This is a genomic window from Chryseobacterium formosense (genome assembly GCF_900116415.1).
GTDB lineage: Bacteria > Bacteroidota > Bacteroidia > Flavobacteriales > Weeksellaceae > Chryseobacterium > Chryseobacterium formosense.
In genome coordinates this window covers 1,134,616-1,152,572 of the sequence record NZ_FPAP01000002.1, presented here as the reverse complement: position 1 = coordinate 1,152,572, position 17,957 = coordinate 1,134,616, and the positions used below count along the sequence as shown (strand labels likewise).

Below are 17,957 nucleotides of genomic sequence, written 5' to 3'. Positions count from 1 at the left end.
AAAAAATAACTAAAAATGATTAACAACGAAACCATGAAAAAATTTCTCTTAACTCTATGTACGGTTTTGCCCATGCTTTCCGTATTCGGCCAATCGCCAGGAGGAGTTGCGGCACCAGATTTCTGGGTCAAATCGGACGACGCTGGAAATATCGCTACTGCATGGAAAGATCACTCCGCAAATGCTAATGATATACCTGCGGTAGGCGGATGGGCTCTTTCTCCTGCTGATCGAGCACATAATTTTCATCCTTATACGACAGGATACACTGCTTCAAAATATTTTTACAATGACAACAACTCTACTTTGCATTCAAGCACAGGGGTTGGAGTTGAAGCAAATCACTCGATCTTTTCAGTAGTAAGACCTACATCGGCAACTACCGAAGGACGTATTATAGGGATCGATGACGATACAAGTTCTGCTGAGCCAGGATTATCGATTACCAACACCGGATTACCAAACCATTATGAATTCTCAAGAACTACAACAGATACAGATTTTACGACTCCTTATACAACAGGAGCAATAAATATCTTTTCTGCGACAACCAATAATCCTTCAGGAATTGGCGGGGGTACATCTGCATTTTCTGGTGGCGAAAAACGATTAGGGTTAAACGGAATCTATCAGACAACAACATTTACAGGAGGAAATAGATTCCAATTAGTTGGTAAAAGACTAAGAATTGGTCAATCTGGCTGGACTCACGGAGGACCTTTTCCAGGAGACATTATGGAAATTGTCTGGTACAACCGTTTTTTAACGGCTAATGAGCAATCAAGAGTCAACTCTTATCTTGCGATGAAAAACGGTTCTACATTGGGTGAAGATTATCTTACTGCAAGTAGTGCTATTATTTGGAGCAGAACCACTAACACTGGATACAACAATAATATCTTCGGAATTGTAAGAGATGATGCATCTGCGTTACACCAAAAGCAATCAACAAGTACGAATCCGAATCAAAAATTAATTATCGGAAACGGTAGTGGTTTATTTGATACAAACGCTTTAAATACAAATGCTCTTACAAACGGTCAGTTTTTAATGGTTGGAGATAACGGTTTAAAACAAAGACTAGCTGTTCCTTTTGCGTACACTGGCGGACCTAACGGACCAACCAATTACCGTTTTGAATCTGTATGGAAAGTACAGAACACCAACGTTGCAGGACAGGTAACTGTTGCTTGGCCAAAAGGAATAGCGAACATGTATTTGCTACAATCCTCTGACCAGACTTTTGCAACGGTAAATGCATATGTTCCTATGACTACAGAAGTTACAGTGAATGGCGTGGTTTACAATACTGCAACAGTGAATTTAGATAATGGACAATTCTTTACATTTGCCGGGTTTGCAAATGCACCGGGAGGGGTGGTAAATAATTTATCATACTGGTACCGTGCAGATATAAATGCAGCCAATACAGGAACAGGTACTGATGTAACAACGTGGACAGATTTCTTCTCAGGAGCTGTGGTTGCACAGATGGGAACCAATGCTTTACCTAAATTTAATCCAGGGTCGACAGATTACTTTAATTTCAATCCGGGAATTAACTTTACAGCAGGTACTCAAACATTAGGAAACGTGAATGTAAGAACATTTTCAGCAGACTCATATGATGTTTTCACATTCACTAAGGAAGGCATGACCAGTGGAGGATCTTTTTCTAGTATCTTCAGATCTTTGGTTGATAATGCTTTTCTAACAGGAGGCATACGCCGATGGGATGGCCTGGGTATTCAAATAGATAACGCTATGGAAAGACTTTCCAATACAGGCGGAAATACTGATACCGGCTTATTTACACCAGCAGGAGCATTCTCAACAACCATTCCAAGTATAATGTATAATACATTTACTGCTAATTCAACTACCAGAGCTTTGAATGGTGATGTTAATTTTGCGACAACTACCCATGGAGGAACAGGTATACGAAACCTTAATGGAGGACATCTTTTCGGAGATTCTCAGTTTGGTGGTAATGGCAGTGACAACCGCGGTTTTATTGGAAATATAGGGGAAACCATCATCTATGGTGAAGGGAATTTAACGGCTCAAGAACGTCGTCGAATTGATTCTTATATGGCTATAAAATATGGTATTACATTAGAACGTGTTGCTACAGATAACTATTTAGCATCAGACGCCGGAATTGTATGGGATGGTGCAGCCAACTCAGCATATAATAATAATATTTTTGGAATCGCCTATGACCAACTTTCAGCATTGCACCAAAAGCAATCAAAGAGTGTTAATGCAAATCAAAAAATGATTATTGGAGCTGGTACTTCTTTAGCAGATACCAATGCTGCAAATACTAACAGTTTAGCTGCAGGACAATATTTAATTGTTGGAGACAATGGATTGAGACAGGGATTGAGTACTTCTTTAGCGTATACAGGAACTACAAACGGACCAACTAACTTTAGATTTGAATCGATCTGGAAAGTTCAGAATACTTTGCCATCTAGTCAGGTAACAGTAGCTTGGCCAAAAGGCGTTCAGAATTTGTACTTAGTACAATCAAATAATGAAACTTTTGATACCACAGATGCTTTTACACCTATGGCTACTGAAGTTACTATAAACGGTGTTATTTACAATACTGCAACAGTTACTTTAGGTAATGGTGAATTCTTCACATTTGCAGGATTCGGGCGTGCACCAGGTGGTGTAGTTAATTCATTAAGCTATTGGTACAGAGCAGATAAAAATGCTGCCAATACAGGTGTAGGAACTGATGTAACCACTTGGACTGATTATTTTTCAGGGAATGTAATTGGCCAAATGGGAACTAATGCTTTTCCAAAATATGTTGATGGAGCTGCAAATTACTTCAACTTCAACCCGGGAGTTAACTTTACAGCAGGAACTCAAACACTTGGTACTGTTTCTGTAAGAACATTTTCTGCAGATTCATACGATGTTTTCACATTCACTAAGGAAGGAATGACGAGCGGAGGAGCTTTCTCTAGTATTTTCAGATCATTAGTAGACAATGCATTTCTAACAGGAGGTATACGCCGATGGGATGGTCTGGGTATCCAAATAGATAACGCTATGGAAAGGCTTTCCAATACAGGCGGAAATACTGATACTGGTTTATTTACAGCAGCAGGAGCATTCTCAACAACCATTCCAAGTATCATGTATAATACATTTACTGCTAATACAACTACAAAAGCATTAAACGGAAGTGCTAATTTTGCAACTACTAATCATGGTGGTACTGGTGTTAGAAATTTAAATGGAGGACATCTTTTCGGAGATTCTCAATTTGGTGGTAATGGTAGTGATAACAGAGGATTTATTGGTCATTTAGGAGAAACTATTATCTATGGTGCAGGTAATTTATCTGCAGAAGAACGTAGAAGAGTAGATTCTTACATGGCAATTAAATACGGTATTACATTAGGACAAGTTGCTAATCAACATTACCTTGGTTCTACAGCCTCTCCTACTTCAATTGTATGGAGTGGAACTCTTAATACTGCTTATAATAACAATATTTTTGGTATTGCAAGAGCTGATATCGGAGGTTTTGATCAAAAAGTATCGAAAAGTGTCAACGCTGGTACTATTCTTACTATTGCGAAAGACAATGATTTTGTATCGAGTAATCTTGCTCCTGCAAGAACAGCATTGCCTGTAGACGAAAGCTACATCCTATTGGGAGATAACAACAATACCTTAACTCCGCTTATCGACGTTACAGTAGGAGCAAATACTTTGCACAGAATCCAAAGAATATGGTTATCTCAACGTACCAATACAACAGGATCTCTTTATTTTGAGTCTGATTTATCAGCTTACGGAAGCACATTTACAGCCGGAAATACGGTTTATATGCTCGTGGCAGATGATGATGCTTTTACAACCAATGTATCTCCGGTAACAGGAACTTTTACATCTGGAAAATGGGTATTTAATTATAACTTTGACAGCAACCCTACTGCAAGATATATTACTTTTGCTGAAGGAATTGCTTGTTCAGGAACCGATTCAGACGGAGATGGTATTGCAGACAACTGTGATTTGGATGATGATAATGATGGTATTTTAGATACCGATGAATGCGGATCTGCAAATATTATTGAAAGAGGAAATTTCACAACCTTACCAACTACACCAGGATTTTTGACGCCTGCTCAATTTGCGACAGCAAATCCTGATTGGGTTTTTGCTTCTACCGCAGTAGGTGCAGGAAACCAGATATTCTGGGATAATATAACAGCTCCTTTTGCTTTTGGTAATGGTATCCGTTTCCAAAGAGATGGTGAAACACAATCTCTTACACAATCAATAACAAATCTTTATCATTATGACAGACCTCAGGTATTGATCTCTAAATTTGCAGCCAATAATGGCACCAGCTTAGCAAACTCATCTACATTGATTTTGTCTTATGCAGGAGTTGAATATATGAGAATTGCAACAGCTAATGGGGTTAATACTACATCTACACTTACATATAGCAACGGAGCGTCAGGTTCATTAGCAACTATTGCAGTGGGTACGGTTTATAATAATTGGGTGATTGATTTACCTTATGGTGTACCTTCTTCAGGAGATTTAAAAATTGATTTTATTGCAGGACCTGCCGATTCTGACGATTTTTCTCTTGGAGATATTGTAATCAATGCATGTCAGGATACCGATACCGATGGAATACCAAACTTTCTGGATTTAGATTCTGATAACGACGGATGTCTGGATGCCATCGAAGGAGGTGATAACGTAACTTCAGCACAATTGGTTGCTGCTGCAAACGGACTTGGTGTGGGAACAGGCTCTTCTGCTTCTAACCAAAACCTTTGCGCAGGTACAGGATGTGTGGATGCTCAAGGAGTACCTACAGTTGTAAACTCAGGAGGTGCTGCCGATATTACTGGTGATCAGGGACAGGGTGCAGGATTCTCTCAAACTACTTTGTTTAATGAGTGTGATACAACTTCAGGTTTTGACTGTATCAAACCGGGAGTGGCAGGAACTCCTCTTCCGACAAAAGTAGGAATCCTTACAAAATCTAACCCATCAACGCAATGGCCTCAGAATGTACCAAACGGACACATCGTTCTTGATGGTGCCGAAAAAGGGTTTGTTATCACGCACATGACAACTACCGAAAGAGATGCTCTTGTTCCGGTAGAAGGAATGATGATCTATAATACCACTGTAAACTGCGTACAGCTTTACAGAGGAACTACCCCTTCTGTAGACTCAGGAAGAACTGGTTGGAACTGTCTGGAAACTGCTTGTGACGGAATACCGCAAAGAAACGTAAACATCGGATATTGGGGACCTAGCGGATATAATTTCTTCAGTAATCACGGTACTTTCAGAAACCAGCTGCAGGCTACTACAAACTATGGACCTACTGGAACATTCAAAGGTGTTTCAGGATGGACTTGGATTGATGCCAATACCGATGTAAATGCTACTGCTGCTACATTCACCGCTGCACAGATGAAGGCTAAATACGATATGATCGTAACAGGTTATAATAATATGACCGCTGCTTCTGCTGCTAAAATCAAGGAATATACAGATTTAGGAGGTGTTGTTTTTGTCTTGGCGGATGGATTACAGTCTGCAGGAAATGCGCTTAATACTGCATTCGGAGGTACAGGTAACATCAGTAATGGATCTGACGCACAGGCAGGAGGAAATGCACAGGCAAGAACATTAAATAACAGCATCAGTAACGGAATATTCGGTACAGGTGGTGGTGCAACCATTATAGGAACAGCCGGACAGGCGGTTCCACCGGTGGCTAATATTCCTGCAGGTTCTTTTATCACAGCATATATGAATTTCCCTACCGTAACAAGTACAACAAATGCAGGGGTTTACATCACCGGTGCATCAGGTAGAGCAATATTCGTGTATGATGAAGGAATTTATCGTGCGGGGGCTGTAGGAGGTACAGTTATCGACACTCCACAGGAGATATTCATTCACAATTTAATGTCTTATGCTTTGCAAAAAGTAGGCTTCAGTGCTCAGTAAATAATTAAACTTTCAGCCCGGTAAACTGATAAAGAATTGCCGGGTTTGAAAGTATTAATAATTAAATATCAAATTTTTAAAATCATGAAAAAATATATAACACTGGCAATTATTCCCGCAGCATTCTTTTTTTCAGGCAATGCTAAAGCGCAGATTGCCATCGGAAAAACCACAATGACCAATGACAGCGTGCTTCTTGAGTTCGGTACTGAAGCTAAAGGAATCATTCTTCCCGCCGTAAACACAGCTCCGGGAGCGGTAAACGGAACTTTTGTGCTCGACAACACCGTAAAATCGGTAAGAGTAATGCAAAACGGTGCCTGGACGGATCTTTCAACTGCAGGGCAGGCAACGGCAAATCCTTATGCCAATGCAGGAACAGATACCATTCCAGGAATAAACGGAGTTGTGATGGGTGCTGCAACAAGCAGCAAACCGGGAGTTTTGGTACTCGAATCTACCACTAAAGCTTTGGTACTTCCGAAAGTAAGTGAGGCAAACCTAAATATTCCAAGTCCTGTGGCAGGTACAATGGTATATGATACTCAAGCATCAATGCTTGCTGTTTATGACGGGGCTAACTGGAACTACTGGAAATAAAACTGACTATTAATTAAAATATTTACCAGTACGTATTTAAACAGTTTACTTAGACAAAAAGAAATGGCTATGATACGACCAAAAAATGTTTTAAATCTTTAAAAAATGTGAATAATGAAACAAGCTGCGGATGGCATTGCCTTACGACACAAGCATGTTCTGATTAACATTTAAAAAATCTGTTTTCATGTCAAAGTTGAAATATACTTTGGCATGATAAAACAGATAAATTTAATCCAAAAAAATATTGACTATGGTAAAATCTCAACAATATAATTAACACCAGATTATTCCTATCAAGTCTTTATATAAAAATATCCCTCTATTTTTATGTAAAAGCAACAAACGAAGATTCTGAAAATACAACACGTGATAAAAAATAATTACCTAAAAAAACATAATCATGATTGACTTTAAAAACATACACATCGGTCAAATAATCGAAAAAAGAGTGCATGAAACAAACATTGATATGAACCGTATATGTACATTCCTGAAATCTACACCAGAGGAAGTCGAGCAAATGTATACATCAGAAAGCATTGACTCTTATACCCTTTTGAGATGGAGCAAATTATTGGAATACGACTTCTTCAGGGTCTATTCTCAGCACATCCTGCTATTTTCTTCTGTGCATAAAGAAAAAAGATCAGAAAAGAATAAAGGCAAAAACAGTTCTTCACCGCTCCCTCAGTTTCGAAAGAACATTTATACCAAAGAAATTATTGAATTTATTCTTGAATCTGTAAATTCAGGCGAAAAAACCAAACAGGATATTATCAATATTTATCATATCCCCAAAACTACCTTATACAAATGGTTTTCTAAATACAATGCGAATCCTCAGAGAGCAAAAGATTAGTTTTAAAGATTATTTTATTCAAACATAAACATTAAAAACACAACTTATGTCACAAGATTTTAAACCAAACTACAAAAAGATATTTGAAGATATTGTATTGAAAAAATGCCCGCAACGTTATCAGGAATTCGAGTACTATTTCAATAAAGAGAACCTTACTATTCTGGATGTGATTGAAATCAACAACAGAATATTCGGGCTGAAAGATAAACTTACAATGAGCTTTAATCAACAGCACAAATCGTATGATTATGAAACCATTCTGGAAATGCTTACCTATCAACAAACCGAAAAGCTGAATAATCTAGAACTTGCCAATCACTTCAATCTAAGCAGAAACACGGTAAGTAAATGGCGAAGATTATATTTGAAATACTAATTGGATTTAGTTATAAATCCACATCAAAACAGGTTTTTGAGAGTTTTGGATCATCGGATCTATTGCTCTCAAAGCACTGTTTGAAACAGTAGGGCATCCCCACCCTTCCGGTGAGCCTTTTGGAAAAGTTTCTTCATCACTCATCAGATCCCAGGAATGAAAAACAATAAATCTCTTCAATGCATTCGAGTTTGATTCTTCCAGACCATGCATGAGGTATTTCACATGAATTCCCCAATCACTGTACCCTCTTCCAGACAATTTATATTTTCCCAACGAAGAAAGATGACTTCCGTCTTCATTGCTGAATGCAGGATGATCTTTTGATTCATCACCGCTCCAGGAATTTGTTCCGCATCCGTGACCAACAAGATATTTATTCACAATTTTCTGTTTTTTAAAATCCCAGACGACAAAACGGTTTACTCCCGAATGCAGACTCATATCGATTAAAATACAGAAATCCGTATTCAGTTTTCTCTCTTTGCAAAATTCTAAAGCTTCTGTACCCTTATTTTTAGTTTTAATTAAATCTAAAACAGGTTTCTCTTCGTTCTGAACAACTTCACTCTGTTTTTTCAATTCATTTTCAAAAACAGAAAGTTGTTTCCCTTTCTGACACGAGAGAAAAAGAATCATTATAAAAATCATTGAAGAAAACTTCATTGTAAATTATTTATAGTGAAGAAAAATTCCGTAATCGGAAGGCGTCCAGAAAGCAGCTTTTTGTCCGGCAGCTTTTAATGCGTCATTCGCCCAGGTGTTGCAGGTATTCAGGAAACTATATTTTCCTTTTGCATCATAAAATGCATCATTATCATCATAAACTGCATTGGTAGGAATCAAAATATAATTTCCGGCTGCATCTTTATCAAATTTTTCATCTATAAATTTCACCAAATCTCTGTATTGGCTTTTACTGATCATGATCATTTTACAGTCATCTGCCACCGTCATTGTGGTATAATATGAACAATGCATTGCCGACTCACTTAGCCAAAATGCAGCATTGAAAGCTGTTGAAAACTTCAGATCAGCCCAGGTCGGTGTATCGAGATAAAAACCTTTATCGCCCCACCCGATTCCCACAAACTGATAATCGGTTCTCTTTGATTTTGTATTGCTAAATGGAATTTTTGCACTCCAGTCGTGCAATTCGTTCTTCACAGGCATTACAATATCGGTATGAACACCATTGGTATAGATGTAAATCGGAATTTCTTTTTTCTCACCGTCATCTTTCGCTGAAATTTCTATAAACGGAAGCAAATACCCTAAAAGAGCATACACAACAACAATCCCAAGAATGATTCCCAACGTTTTCAGGAAATAGAATAATATGATTTTCACCTTCATGTTTTTTGAAAATTGAGGTTAATAAAAATTAATTTTAAATTTTTCGCTAAAAGTATTTATTTTAATTGAAAAATTAGTTAAATTTAGATATCAAACACATGAAAATATGCACAAAAATAACAAATCCCAAAAGAGATTTAAAATAAGAGTAAAAACAGCTCCAAAAAGAGTACAGAAAAAACGTTGATTTTCTAAGAGATTTTATCTTTTTGAAAGTCAATTTTTCTTTTGTAGAAAGGGCTTTTTAGATTTTTTATTGCTAAAATTCTGTCACCTCTTTAAAACCATTTGTTTTAAGGATGATGAACTAACCACCTTTATTTTCCGGGAATAAAATTCCGGACCGTGATTTTATCCTACAATATTTCAGAATTCTTGTCTGAAGATCGGTTCAAAAATTCAATATTTCTTTTCAAACCTGCAAACTTTGTACGCTTTACAGGAGATTTTCTGAAAATTTCCGAGAACATTTCCTGAGTAAGCTCTTTCCATTCTCCTTTTTTGAAATTTTTTAAAGAATCATTTGGTTTAAATTTATTTTGAAGATTCGGTGCAGAAAACCGGTTCCATGGGCAAACGTCCTGACAAATATCGCAGCCAAACATCCAATCCTCCATCCGATCTTTGAAATAATCCGGAATTTCATTTTTCAGTTCAATGGTTGCGTATGAAATACATTTGCTTCCATCAACAATTTTTTCAGAAACAATAGCATCGGTCGGGCAAGCATCGATACATTTCCTGCAGCTTCCGCAATGGTCAGTTGTCTCATGATCTGAAACTAAATCTAAATCACAAATAATTTCAGCTAAAAAATAGAACGAACCACTTTGTTTGGTGATCAGATTTGCATTTTTTCCGACCCAGCCAATTCCTGATTTTTTTGCCCAACTTCTCTCCATCACCGGCGCAGAATCTACAAAAACACGAAAATTAAACTCTCCAATTTCGGTCTGAAGCTCAGCAACCAATTCACGGAGAATTTCTTTCACCACTTCATGATAATCTTCCGCATATGCGTATTTTGAGATTTTGTAATTCTCTAAAGCGGAAATTTTTTCTTCAGGAAAGTAATTGTAAGAAAGCGAAATCACTGATTTTGAACCTTCCACCAAAAGCCTGGGATCAAGTCTTTTATCGAAATGATTTTCCATGTATTTCATTTCGCCATGATAATTATTCTTCAGCCATTTTTCAAGATGTCGTGCATCTTCTTCCAAAAAATCTGCTTTCGAAATTCCACAATTCTGAAACCCAAAACTTTTAGCTTTAGATTTAATAAGTTGTGAATATTTTTCGGCTGTTGAATTCATAGATTTCGCATTGCAAAACTAAGATTATTTTATAAATTTGTTGGAATTTGGAGGTCTGAAAAAATTTGATCAATCAAAAACCATTTAACAATAAAACATACTATTATGTCATTAGCAGATGTATTACAATCAGGAAATTACGCATTAATCGACGTTCGTGAGCCAATGGAGCTTGAGATGGACGGAAATATAGAAGGAGCAACAAACATTCCTTTAGGAGAAGTTGAGGACAGAAAAGATGAGATTTTATCAATCGAAAAGCCTGTCGTTTTGTTCTGCAGAAGCGGAAACAGAAGCGGAAAAGCTTTGGAATATCTTAATTCTCAAGGTTTAAAAGACGGCTACAACGGTGGCGGTTGGGCTGAATTGAAAGCCAGCTTATAAGAACTGAGGAACTTTTTTAAGTTCCTTTTTTATTTTAATTAAACCCTGAATGGATGATTTTAAAAGAAAAATTTGAAATACTTTGCCTGAATTTTACAGATAATAAAAATCTGATTGTCAATTTCTGGAATGAAATTGAAAAAAAATATTCTGCAGAAAGCAGACATTATCACAATTTTCGACATTTAGAAAATATGTTTGAAGAAGTGGAAAGTGTAAAAGCTCAGATCAAAAATTTTAACAATGTTTCTTTTTCCATTTTTTATCATGATATAATCTATGATGCTTCTTCAAAGTCTAATGAGGAGAAAAGTGCAGAATTTTCAAAAAAAAGACTTGAAGATCTAAATATAGCTAAAGAAGATATTCAAAAAGTATATGCGCAGATTTTGGCTACAAAATCACATCAAAAATCTGATGACCAAGACACTAATTTTCTTTTAGATGCTGATTTATCAATTCTTGGAAAAGATAACAAGGCTTATTTGGAATACACAAAACAAATCAGAAAAGAGTATTCTATTTATCCCAATTTTCTTTATAAACCTGGAAGGAAAAAAGTTTTAGAGCATTTTTTGGAATTGGAAAGTATTTTTAAAACAGATTTTATTAAAGCTAAATATGAAGTTCAGGCAAGGAAAAATATTGAAGTGGAATTGAGAAATTTGTAGGTTTTGGCTAAAGCCACCCTTTCTTACCCCAAAATTAAGGTGGGCTAAAGCCCACATCAATTGATATTTAGATAATTTAAAATTTATTTTACCACCCCGTCAAAATTCTTCGAATTTTCGCCACCAGTGCCTCATTATTTTTTTATTTATTTTTTGTTTCGGCGAATCTCGTTCCTCGATTTCCAAAGGAGGGGAATTTCACTACGTTAATTGACCAAAGAATTTATAAATTCAACCGATCTATTCAAAACAATTTCCGGAACTTCTTTGTGTGGTGTATGGCCAATATTCGGAATAATAAATTTTTCTGCAGTTCCGCTTACCTGAGATATTGTTTTTTCAACCTGATCTAAAGTTCCGTATTCATCATTTTCTCCTTGGATAAACAATAACGGGCATGTAATATTTTTTAAAAGATATTCAATATTCCAGCTTTTGAATTTTTTGCTGAGCCAGATTTCTGTCCATGCTTTTACCATGGTTTCTACTTTATCGCCGTGATATTTCTGCAGACGTGCGGGAAGATTGGTCGTATTATAAGTGTGTAATGCTTCTTCCACTCCTTTTACGGTAATGTCTTCGACAAAAATATGTCCGGCTTCACAAATGACAGCCTTTATTTTTTGCGGATATTTTGATGCTGTAATCAAAGCAATTGTACCTCCGTCACTGTGTCCGAAAAGAGTTGCATTATTAATATTTAATTCTGAAAGTAAATCATTCAATACATCTGCTTCCTGCACCATATAATCGTTTTCTCTTTTGTGAGTCTCCATCGGGAACGATTTTCCGTAGCCTAAACGATCATACAGTAAAACATTACATTGAGTAGCTTCCGCCAGTTTTTCTGGAAAACCTCTCCAAAGCTGAACCGAACCTAAAGAATCATGTAAAAAAACAATTGTAGGTTGGTATTCGTATGTCTGATTATATTTTACAAATAAACTTTTACCTTTTACATCAATGATTCCTTCAAACATTATTACAAACTGGGATTTGTTGCTTCATTAAATTCCTTCAGAAGATTTTCGAAAACTGTTTTTACCGGAAGAACTTCGTCAATCAAAGCGGAAACCTGACCGATTTCCAGTTCGCCCTCTTCCATATCACCTTCGAACATACCTTTTTTTGCTCTTGCTCTGCCTAAAGAAGCCATTAAAGCTTCGGTATTTCTTCCTACATTATAAATCCCTTCCAGCTCGTTGAAAAATTTATTTTTAACCATTCTTACGGGTGCCAATTCTTTCAGAGTAAGATGTGTATCTCCTTCATTCAGTTCCGTAATTTTCTTTTTCCAGATTTCGTGGGCACTTGCTTCGATGGTTGCAGCAAATCGGCTTCCAATCTGAACACCGTCTGCGCCTAAAATCATGGCAGCTTTCATTTGAGAACCTAAAGCAATTCCACCTGCAGCAATTAAGGGTTTAGAAATATGCTTTTTTACATTGGGAATCAGGCAAAATGTTGTCGTTTCATCTCTGCCGTTGTGACCGCCTGCTTCAAATCCTTCTGCAACAATCGCATCAACTCCTGCATCTTCACATTTCACTGCAAATTTTGTCGAAGAAACTACGTGAGCGACTTTTATACCTTCTTTCTGAAGGATTTTTGTATAAGTTTTGGGATTTCCGGCAGAAGTGAAAACGATTTTCACTCCTTCCTCCAAAATGATCTGAATAATTTCATCTAAATTCGGATAGAGCAACGCTACATTTACACCAAAAGGTTTATCCGTGGCTTTTTTACATTTCTGAATATTTTCACGCAAAATATCGGGATACATACTCGCAGAACCGATTAAACCTAATCCGCCACAGTTTGAAGCAGCTGAAGCCAGTCTCCAACCGGAATGCCAGATCATTCCTGCCTGAATAATGGGATATTTAATATTAAAAAGTTCTGTTATTTTATTTCTGCTTTCGTTCATTGCGTGAAGTTTTTTAGCGGAGTTGAAATCTATAAAATTGCTCATCAGGTAAAAATACTAAAAACGTAGATTTTACAATGTATCTAAAGATTATTTTCCATAAAAAAACCTTCAGAAAATCTGAAGGTTTATATTCTATTTGCTAAGTGATTCTTTTTTCCAGTTGCCTTTAAAACTACAACTGTCATATCTTCCATCGATAGAGATAAATGTTGTTGGAAGTTTTGAGTTCACAAACTTTTCGACCATTTCACCTTTTCGTTTATTAAGAGCCATCTGTTTGATTCTGTCATAATCCGTTTCAAGAGTAATCTGGTGTGACGGGATTACATCATCGATCTTTACAATCTTCACCACTTTTCTTTCTCTTTCGTCGGTATCATCAAATGCGGTAGTAATATCGTTCTTATTCAAACCTGCAAGTTCATAACTGATAATCCCGGGAATACTTACTCTCTCAATTTTACTTGAACCATCTGCTCCCGGAATTACCCCTGCATTGAATTTGGTTCTTTTATCATCTGAAAATTTAAATGCAGCGTCTTTAAAAGTCATTTTTTCCGCCAAAATCAATCCTCTGATACTGTCTAATTTCTTTTTAGCGGTGGTAATCTCTTCATCGGTAGGAGTAGCCATCAAAAGAATGTGTCTTGCATCGTAAGCTTTACCAGACTTTTTCACCAATTGAATAATATGATACCCAAATTCAGACTCTACAGGATCCGAAATTTCGCCTTCCTGAAGGTTTAAAGCTGCAGCTTCAAAAGGTTTTACCATCTGTCCTTTAAAGATGTTTTTCATCAAACCACCATTTGCAGCGGTTCCTTTATCATCAGAGTAAATTCTGGCTTGACTGTCAAAACTTTCTCCACCCTGAATATCGGCCTTGATTTTTTTAAGCTTACCAATGAGTTCATCTTTATGAGCTTCCGTAAGTTTAGGGAACATCATAATCTGCGAAAGAGAAACCTCGTCTTTGATTTCCGGAAGCTGAGATTTGTACATATTGTAGAAATCAGTTACCTCGTTCGGGGTAACGTCTGCCTTTTCGGTAATTCTTTGGTATTTTGCCTGTCCGTAATAAGTATCTGTATCGATTTTTTCGATCATATTTTTCATCTCATACTGATTTCTGAACTTATATGCGGCAAGCATTGTTTTTTCGTCAGGAAACTGTGAAAGCATCTGATTATACTTTGCGTTTGCCTGATCTTTAATCATAGCAGAACGGTTTTCAATTAAGGTATCTCTTTTTGCTTCGTAAACAAGAAGTTTATTGTTGATTAAGTTTTCCAAAAACTCACATCTGTCGGTAGTTGAAGCTCCCTGCTGTTTTCCGTAATTTATCTGCTCTTCCACATCAGATTCCAACACGATCTCGTCACCAATTACTGCTGCAATACCGTCTACCAACTGTCCTTTCTTTAGCTGAGCATTCATATTCCCTGAGAACAACATCGTGAAAACTCCAAGAAGAAAAGTGATTTTTAGTTTATTTATCATTTTACATTTTTAAACAAGTTGCAAATTTAGAATTCTTAATGAATTGCACTAAATTTTTTATTATAAATATTTCTTAAAAGAGATTATTTATTGCAGTTCTACATCAAAAGTCGTTAATTCTTTAAATTGTTTTAATCTGCTTTGAATATCTGCTTCATTTACTTCTTCTAATCTTTCGGTTCCGAATTTTTCCACTGTGAAAGACGCCATTGCAGATCCTACGATCAATGCAGATTTCATGGTTTCGAAATCGAATTTTCCTTTTTTAGCAAGATAAGCTGCAAAACCACCTGCAAAAGTATCTCCTGCTCCTGTCGGATCGAAAACTTCTTCCAAAGGAAGCGCAGGAATTGCAAATATTTTGTTGTCGTGGAATAATAATGCACCGTGCTCCCCTTTTTTGATGATCACATAATCAGGACCCATTGTGTGGATTTTCTTCGCTGCTTTTACCAAAGAATATTCTCCTGAAAGCTGTCTTGCTTCTTCGTCGTTGATGCTGATAACATCCGTTTTTGCAATCATATCTTTAAGAATATCCATTGCAGAATCCATCCAGAAATTCATCGTGTCTAAGATGACCAATTTAGGGCGCTGATTCATTTTTTCAAGTACAGAAAGCTGAACTCCCGGGTGAAGATTTCCTAATAATAAAATCTCTGCATCCTGCATAGAATCTGGAATTTTAGGATCAAAATTTTCCAAAACGTTCACTTCAGTCGCTAAAGTGTCTCTTGTATTCAGGTCATTATGATATTTTCCTGCCCAGAAGAATGTTTTACCTTCTTTTACAATTTCTATTCCTTCAATATTTATGTCTCTGTTGGTAAACATATCCAGATATTCTTGTGGAAAATCTCCGCCAACGACCGATACAATTCCGGATTTCACTCCCAAAATAGAAGATGTGATCCCGATATATGTAGCTGCTCCTCCTAAAATTTTATCTGTTTTACCAAACGGCGTCTCAATTGCATCAAATGCCACGCTTCCTACGACTAAAAGTTTCATATACTGTTATTTTTTAATGTCATATGCAATCCAAAGGTTGCATATCTGTTGTTATGTGTTTTTAAAATTTTTTATTTTTTCCATTCAAAAGTATCCAGCAAATGCATCATATCTTTCTTGATATAATCTATTGCAGGAGCTAGAGAATCGGGTTTTGGTCTAGAATTGAAATATAAATATCCTGTCACGAAATGTTTTGTACTGTCGGTTGCATAAAACTGCAGATTGGAAGCAGCCTGTCCTTTCAGCTCATAAAAATTACCGTAGACTTTTCTTTCAGGATATTCGAAAGATTTTGTATCGATCGAACTTGCTTTTATGGTATGTTTGTAAACCATTTTTTCTGTTTCCTGAATCTGCTGTGCAAAATCATTATTGATCGGATAATAGGTCAGGAAAATTTTGGCTTTCATTTTCGGATAGTTCAGATAATACCAACAAGGTCTTTTGGCATCATAAATTTTGGCAAAATCTGAAATCTCAAAGGAGTACATACAGTTAGGCTCAAATTTCTGATATTTCGGCGCAGGATACTCCAGTCTCAGCTCTCCGTAAGGTTTTGGAGTAGCTTCTTTTGCACACGAAATAATTAGCATCGAAACAAAAATAAAAATGACTTTTTTAATCATCCGGCAAAAATACAAATTACATTTCAGATTTTAAGATACAAATTTCAGCATTTCAATGAGTTTTGAATTTTGTTGGAGAAGATTTTTTTAACGCAAAGTCCACAAAGATTTTTTTATTAGTTATTGCATATTTTTCGTTCGCAAAGGCGTTTCACTCAGCTAAGACCAGTTTCAATCGAAAATTTCACTTATTAGAAAAGTTTTATTCTTAAAACTGTAATCTTCCATCATCCAACTTCCTTCCTACAAAATCCTATAAGCTGCTTCATAATTCTGGATATAATTTTCCAAAGGTTTTGGAAAAGATCTTTCATGAGAACCCTCAACATCAGTGATGATATAATTGTTTTTAGTAATAAAATCTTCCCAAACTGTTTCAGAATCAACCTCAACATTAAAAATTTCTATGCTTAAATTTTTGTGGGTAAGCTTATGACTGATGGTTTTTACACTTTTTATAAATGGTTTTAAATCATCAGAAATTTTTGATGGGAATTCGAACAATTTCTTCCAGATAAAATCATCTTTTCTTTGCTGAATAAGAAACTGACCGTTTCGATGAACAAAATAATATTGCAATTGTAAATCCTGCGCTTTTGTTTTTTTTGTTTTAATAGGAAACTCCGAAACTTTATTTAATGAAAAAGCAAGACAATCTTCATTTACAGGACATTCACCGCAGACAGGATTCTTAGGTTTGCAGATTTCCGAGCCCAAATCCATCATCGCCTGATTAAAATCGCCGACATTTTCGGGCATTATCAGAGTTGACAGCTGAGAAAAATAAGTAAAAGATTTAGAATTTGAAATATCAAAATCATCTGCGAATATTCTGCTCAGCACACGATAAAAATTTCCGTCCACTGCAGGCATTTTTCCGTCAAAACAAATACTGGAAACTGCTGCTGCGGTATATTTCCCTATTCCTTTTAATTTTAAAATTTCTTCATATTCTGAAGGAAAAATTCCTTTATAATCATTAATGATCTGCTGTGCCGCTTTGTGAATGTTTATCGCACGTGAGTAATATCCCAAACCTTTCCAATACAGCAAAACCTCATCTTCGGGAGCTTTTGCCAAAGTTTGTACATCGGGAAATCTTTCAATGAAATTGTTATAATGATTCAGACCCTGCGCAATTCTGGTCTGCTGAAAAACAATCTCACAAATCCAGATTTTATAAGGATCTTTGGTTTTTCTGAACGGTAAATCTCTCGCATTTTTGTCATACCATTTCAACAGCTTGTTACCAATATGAAGAAAGTCTGAAGTATTTTTATTCTTTTCCAAAAAACCAATTCATT

General features: G+C 36.2%; 15 protein-coding genes. 6 read left to right on the top strand and 9 right to left on the bottom strand.

Annotation, left to right across the window (positions count from 1 at the left end):
• The first annotated feature begins 15 nt into the window (after positions 1–15).
• The 4 genes from BM371_RS11645 (at position 16) to BM371_RS11630 (ending at position 7,859) form a co-directional block, all read left to right on the top strand.
• Positions 16–6,018 (top strand): beta strand repeat-containing protein, encoded by a 6,003-nt coding sequence (locus tag BM371_RS11645; RefSeq protein ID WP_143106488.1) that lies wholly within the window; start codon positions 16–18, stop codon positions 6,016–6,018.
• 84 nt (positions 6,019–6,102) lie between these two features.
• The gene (locus tag BM371_RS11640; RefSeq protein WP_065720512.1) at positions 6,103–6,618 is read left to right on the top strand and encodes a hypothetical protein; all 516 of its coding nucleotides are present in this window, start codon (positions 6,103–6,105) and stop codon (positions 6,616–6,618) included.
• Between the two features lie 403 nt (positions 6,619–7,021).
• Positions 7,022–7,480: a hypothetical protein gene (locus tag BM371_RS11635; protein ID WP_034674441.1), complete on the top strand. Its 459-nt coding sequence runs from the start codon at positions 7,022–7,024 to the stop codon at positions 7,478–7,480.
• 46 nt (positions 7,481–7,526) lie between these two features.
• Positions 7,527–7,859, top strand: a complete 333-nt coding sequence (locus BM371_RS11630) for a helix-turn-helix domain-containing protein (protein ID WP_034674440.1) — start codon at positions 7,527–7,529, stop codon at positions 7,857–7,859.
• A gap of 6 nt (positions 7,860–7,865) precedes the next feature.
• Here the strand turns inward: BM371_RS11630 and BM371_RS11625 are convergent, their stop codons facing one another.
• From BM371_RS11625 to queG, 3 genes are all read right to left on the bottom strand, one after another.
• The gene (locus tag BM371_RS11625; RefSeq protein WP_034674439.1) at positions 7,866–8,525 is read right to left on the bottom strand and encodes a murein L,D-transpeptidase catalytic domain-containing protein; all 660 of its coding nucleotides are present in this window, start codon (positions 8,523–8,525) and stop codon (positions 7,866–7,868) included.
• A gap of 6 nt (positions 8,526–8,531) precedes the next feature.
• Positions 8,532–9,215 (bottom strand): TIGR02117 family protein, encoded by a 684-nt coding sequence (locus BM371_RS11620; protein WP_034674438.1) that lies wholly within the window; start codon positions 9,213–9,215, stop codon positions 8,532–8,534.
• A 356-nt stretch (positions 9,216–9,571) separates the two neighbouring features.
• The gene (queG, locus tag BM371_RS11615; RefSeq protein WP_034674437.1) at positions 9,572–10,528 is read right to left on the bottom strand and encodes a tRNA epoxyqueuosine(34) reductase QueG; all 957 of its coding nucleotides are present in this window, start codon (positions 10,526–10,528) and stop codon (positions 9,572–9,574) included.
• Positions 10,529–10,633: 105 nt separating this feature from the next.
• Between queG and BM371_RS11610 the strand changes: the two genes are divergently transcribed.
• Both BM371_RS11610 and BM371_RS11605 read left to right on the top strand, forming a co-directional pair.
• Positions 10,634–10,912, top strand: coding sequence for a rhodanese-like domain-containing protein (locus BM371_RS11610; RefSeq protein ID WP_034674435.1), 279 nt, complete (start codon positions 10,634–10,636; stop codon positions 10,910–10,912).
• 53 nt (positions 10,913–10,965) lie between these two features.
• Positions 10,966–11,583 (top strand): HD domain-containing protein, encoded by a 618-nt coding sequence (locus tag BM371_RS11605; protein ID WP_034674434.1) that lies wholly within the window; start codon positions 10,966–10,968, stop codon positions 11,581–11,583.
• 206 nt (positions 11,584–11,789) lie between these two features.
• On the opposite strand, the gene BM371_RS11600 is transcribed toward BM371_RS11605, so the two are convergent.
• The 6 genes from BM371_RS11600 to mutY form a co-directional block, all read right to left on the bottom strand.
• Entirely contained in the window at positions 11,790–12,563 is a 774-nt protein-coding gene (locus tag BM371_RS11600; RefSeq protein ID WP_034674432.1) for an alpha/beta fold hydrolase, read from the bottom strand.
• 2 nt (positions 12,564–12,565) lie between these two features.
• Positions 12,566–13,555 (bottom strand): NAD(P)H-dependent flavin oxidoreductase, encoded by a 990-nt coding sequence (locus tag BM371_RS11595; RefSeq protein ID WP_228376715.1) that lies wholly within the window; start codon positions 13,553–13,555, stop codon positions 12,566–12,568.
• A 90-nt stretch (positions 13,556–13,645) separates the two neighbouring features.
• The gene (locus BM371_RS11590) at positions 13,646–15,013 is read right to left on the bottom strand and encodes a peptidylprolyl isomerase (protein WP_034674430.1); all 1,368 of its coding nucleotides are present in this window, start codon (positions 15,011–15,013) and stop codon (positions 13,646–13,648) included.
• A gap of 87 nt (positions 15,014–15,100) precedes the next feature.
• Positions 15,101–16,024, bottom strand: a complete 924-nt coding sequence (locus BM371_RS11585) for a PfkB family carbohydrate kinase (protein WP_034674427.1) — start codon at positions 16,022–16,024, stop codon at positions 15,101–15,103.
• Between the two features lie 71 nt (positions 16,025–16,095).
• Positions 16,096–16,653, bottom strand: coding sequence for a gliding motility lipoprotein GldD (gldD, locus tag BM371_RS11580; protein ID WP_034674425.1), 558 nt, complete (start codon positions 16,651–16,653; stop codon positions 16,096–16,098).
• Positions 16,654–16,896: 243 nt separating this feature from the next.
• Positions 16,897–17,943, bottom strand: a complete 1,047-nt coding sequence (gene mutY / locus BM371_RS11575; RefSeq protein ID WP_034674424.1) for an A/G-specific adenine glycosylase — start codon at positions 17,941–17,943, stop codon at positions 16,897–16,899.
• Positions 17,944–17,957 lie beyond the last annotated feature (14 nt).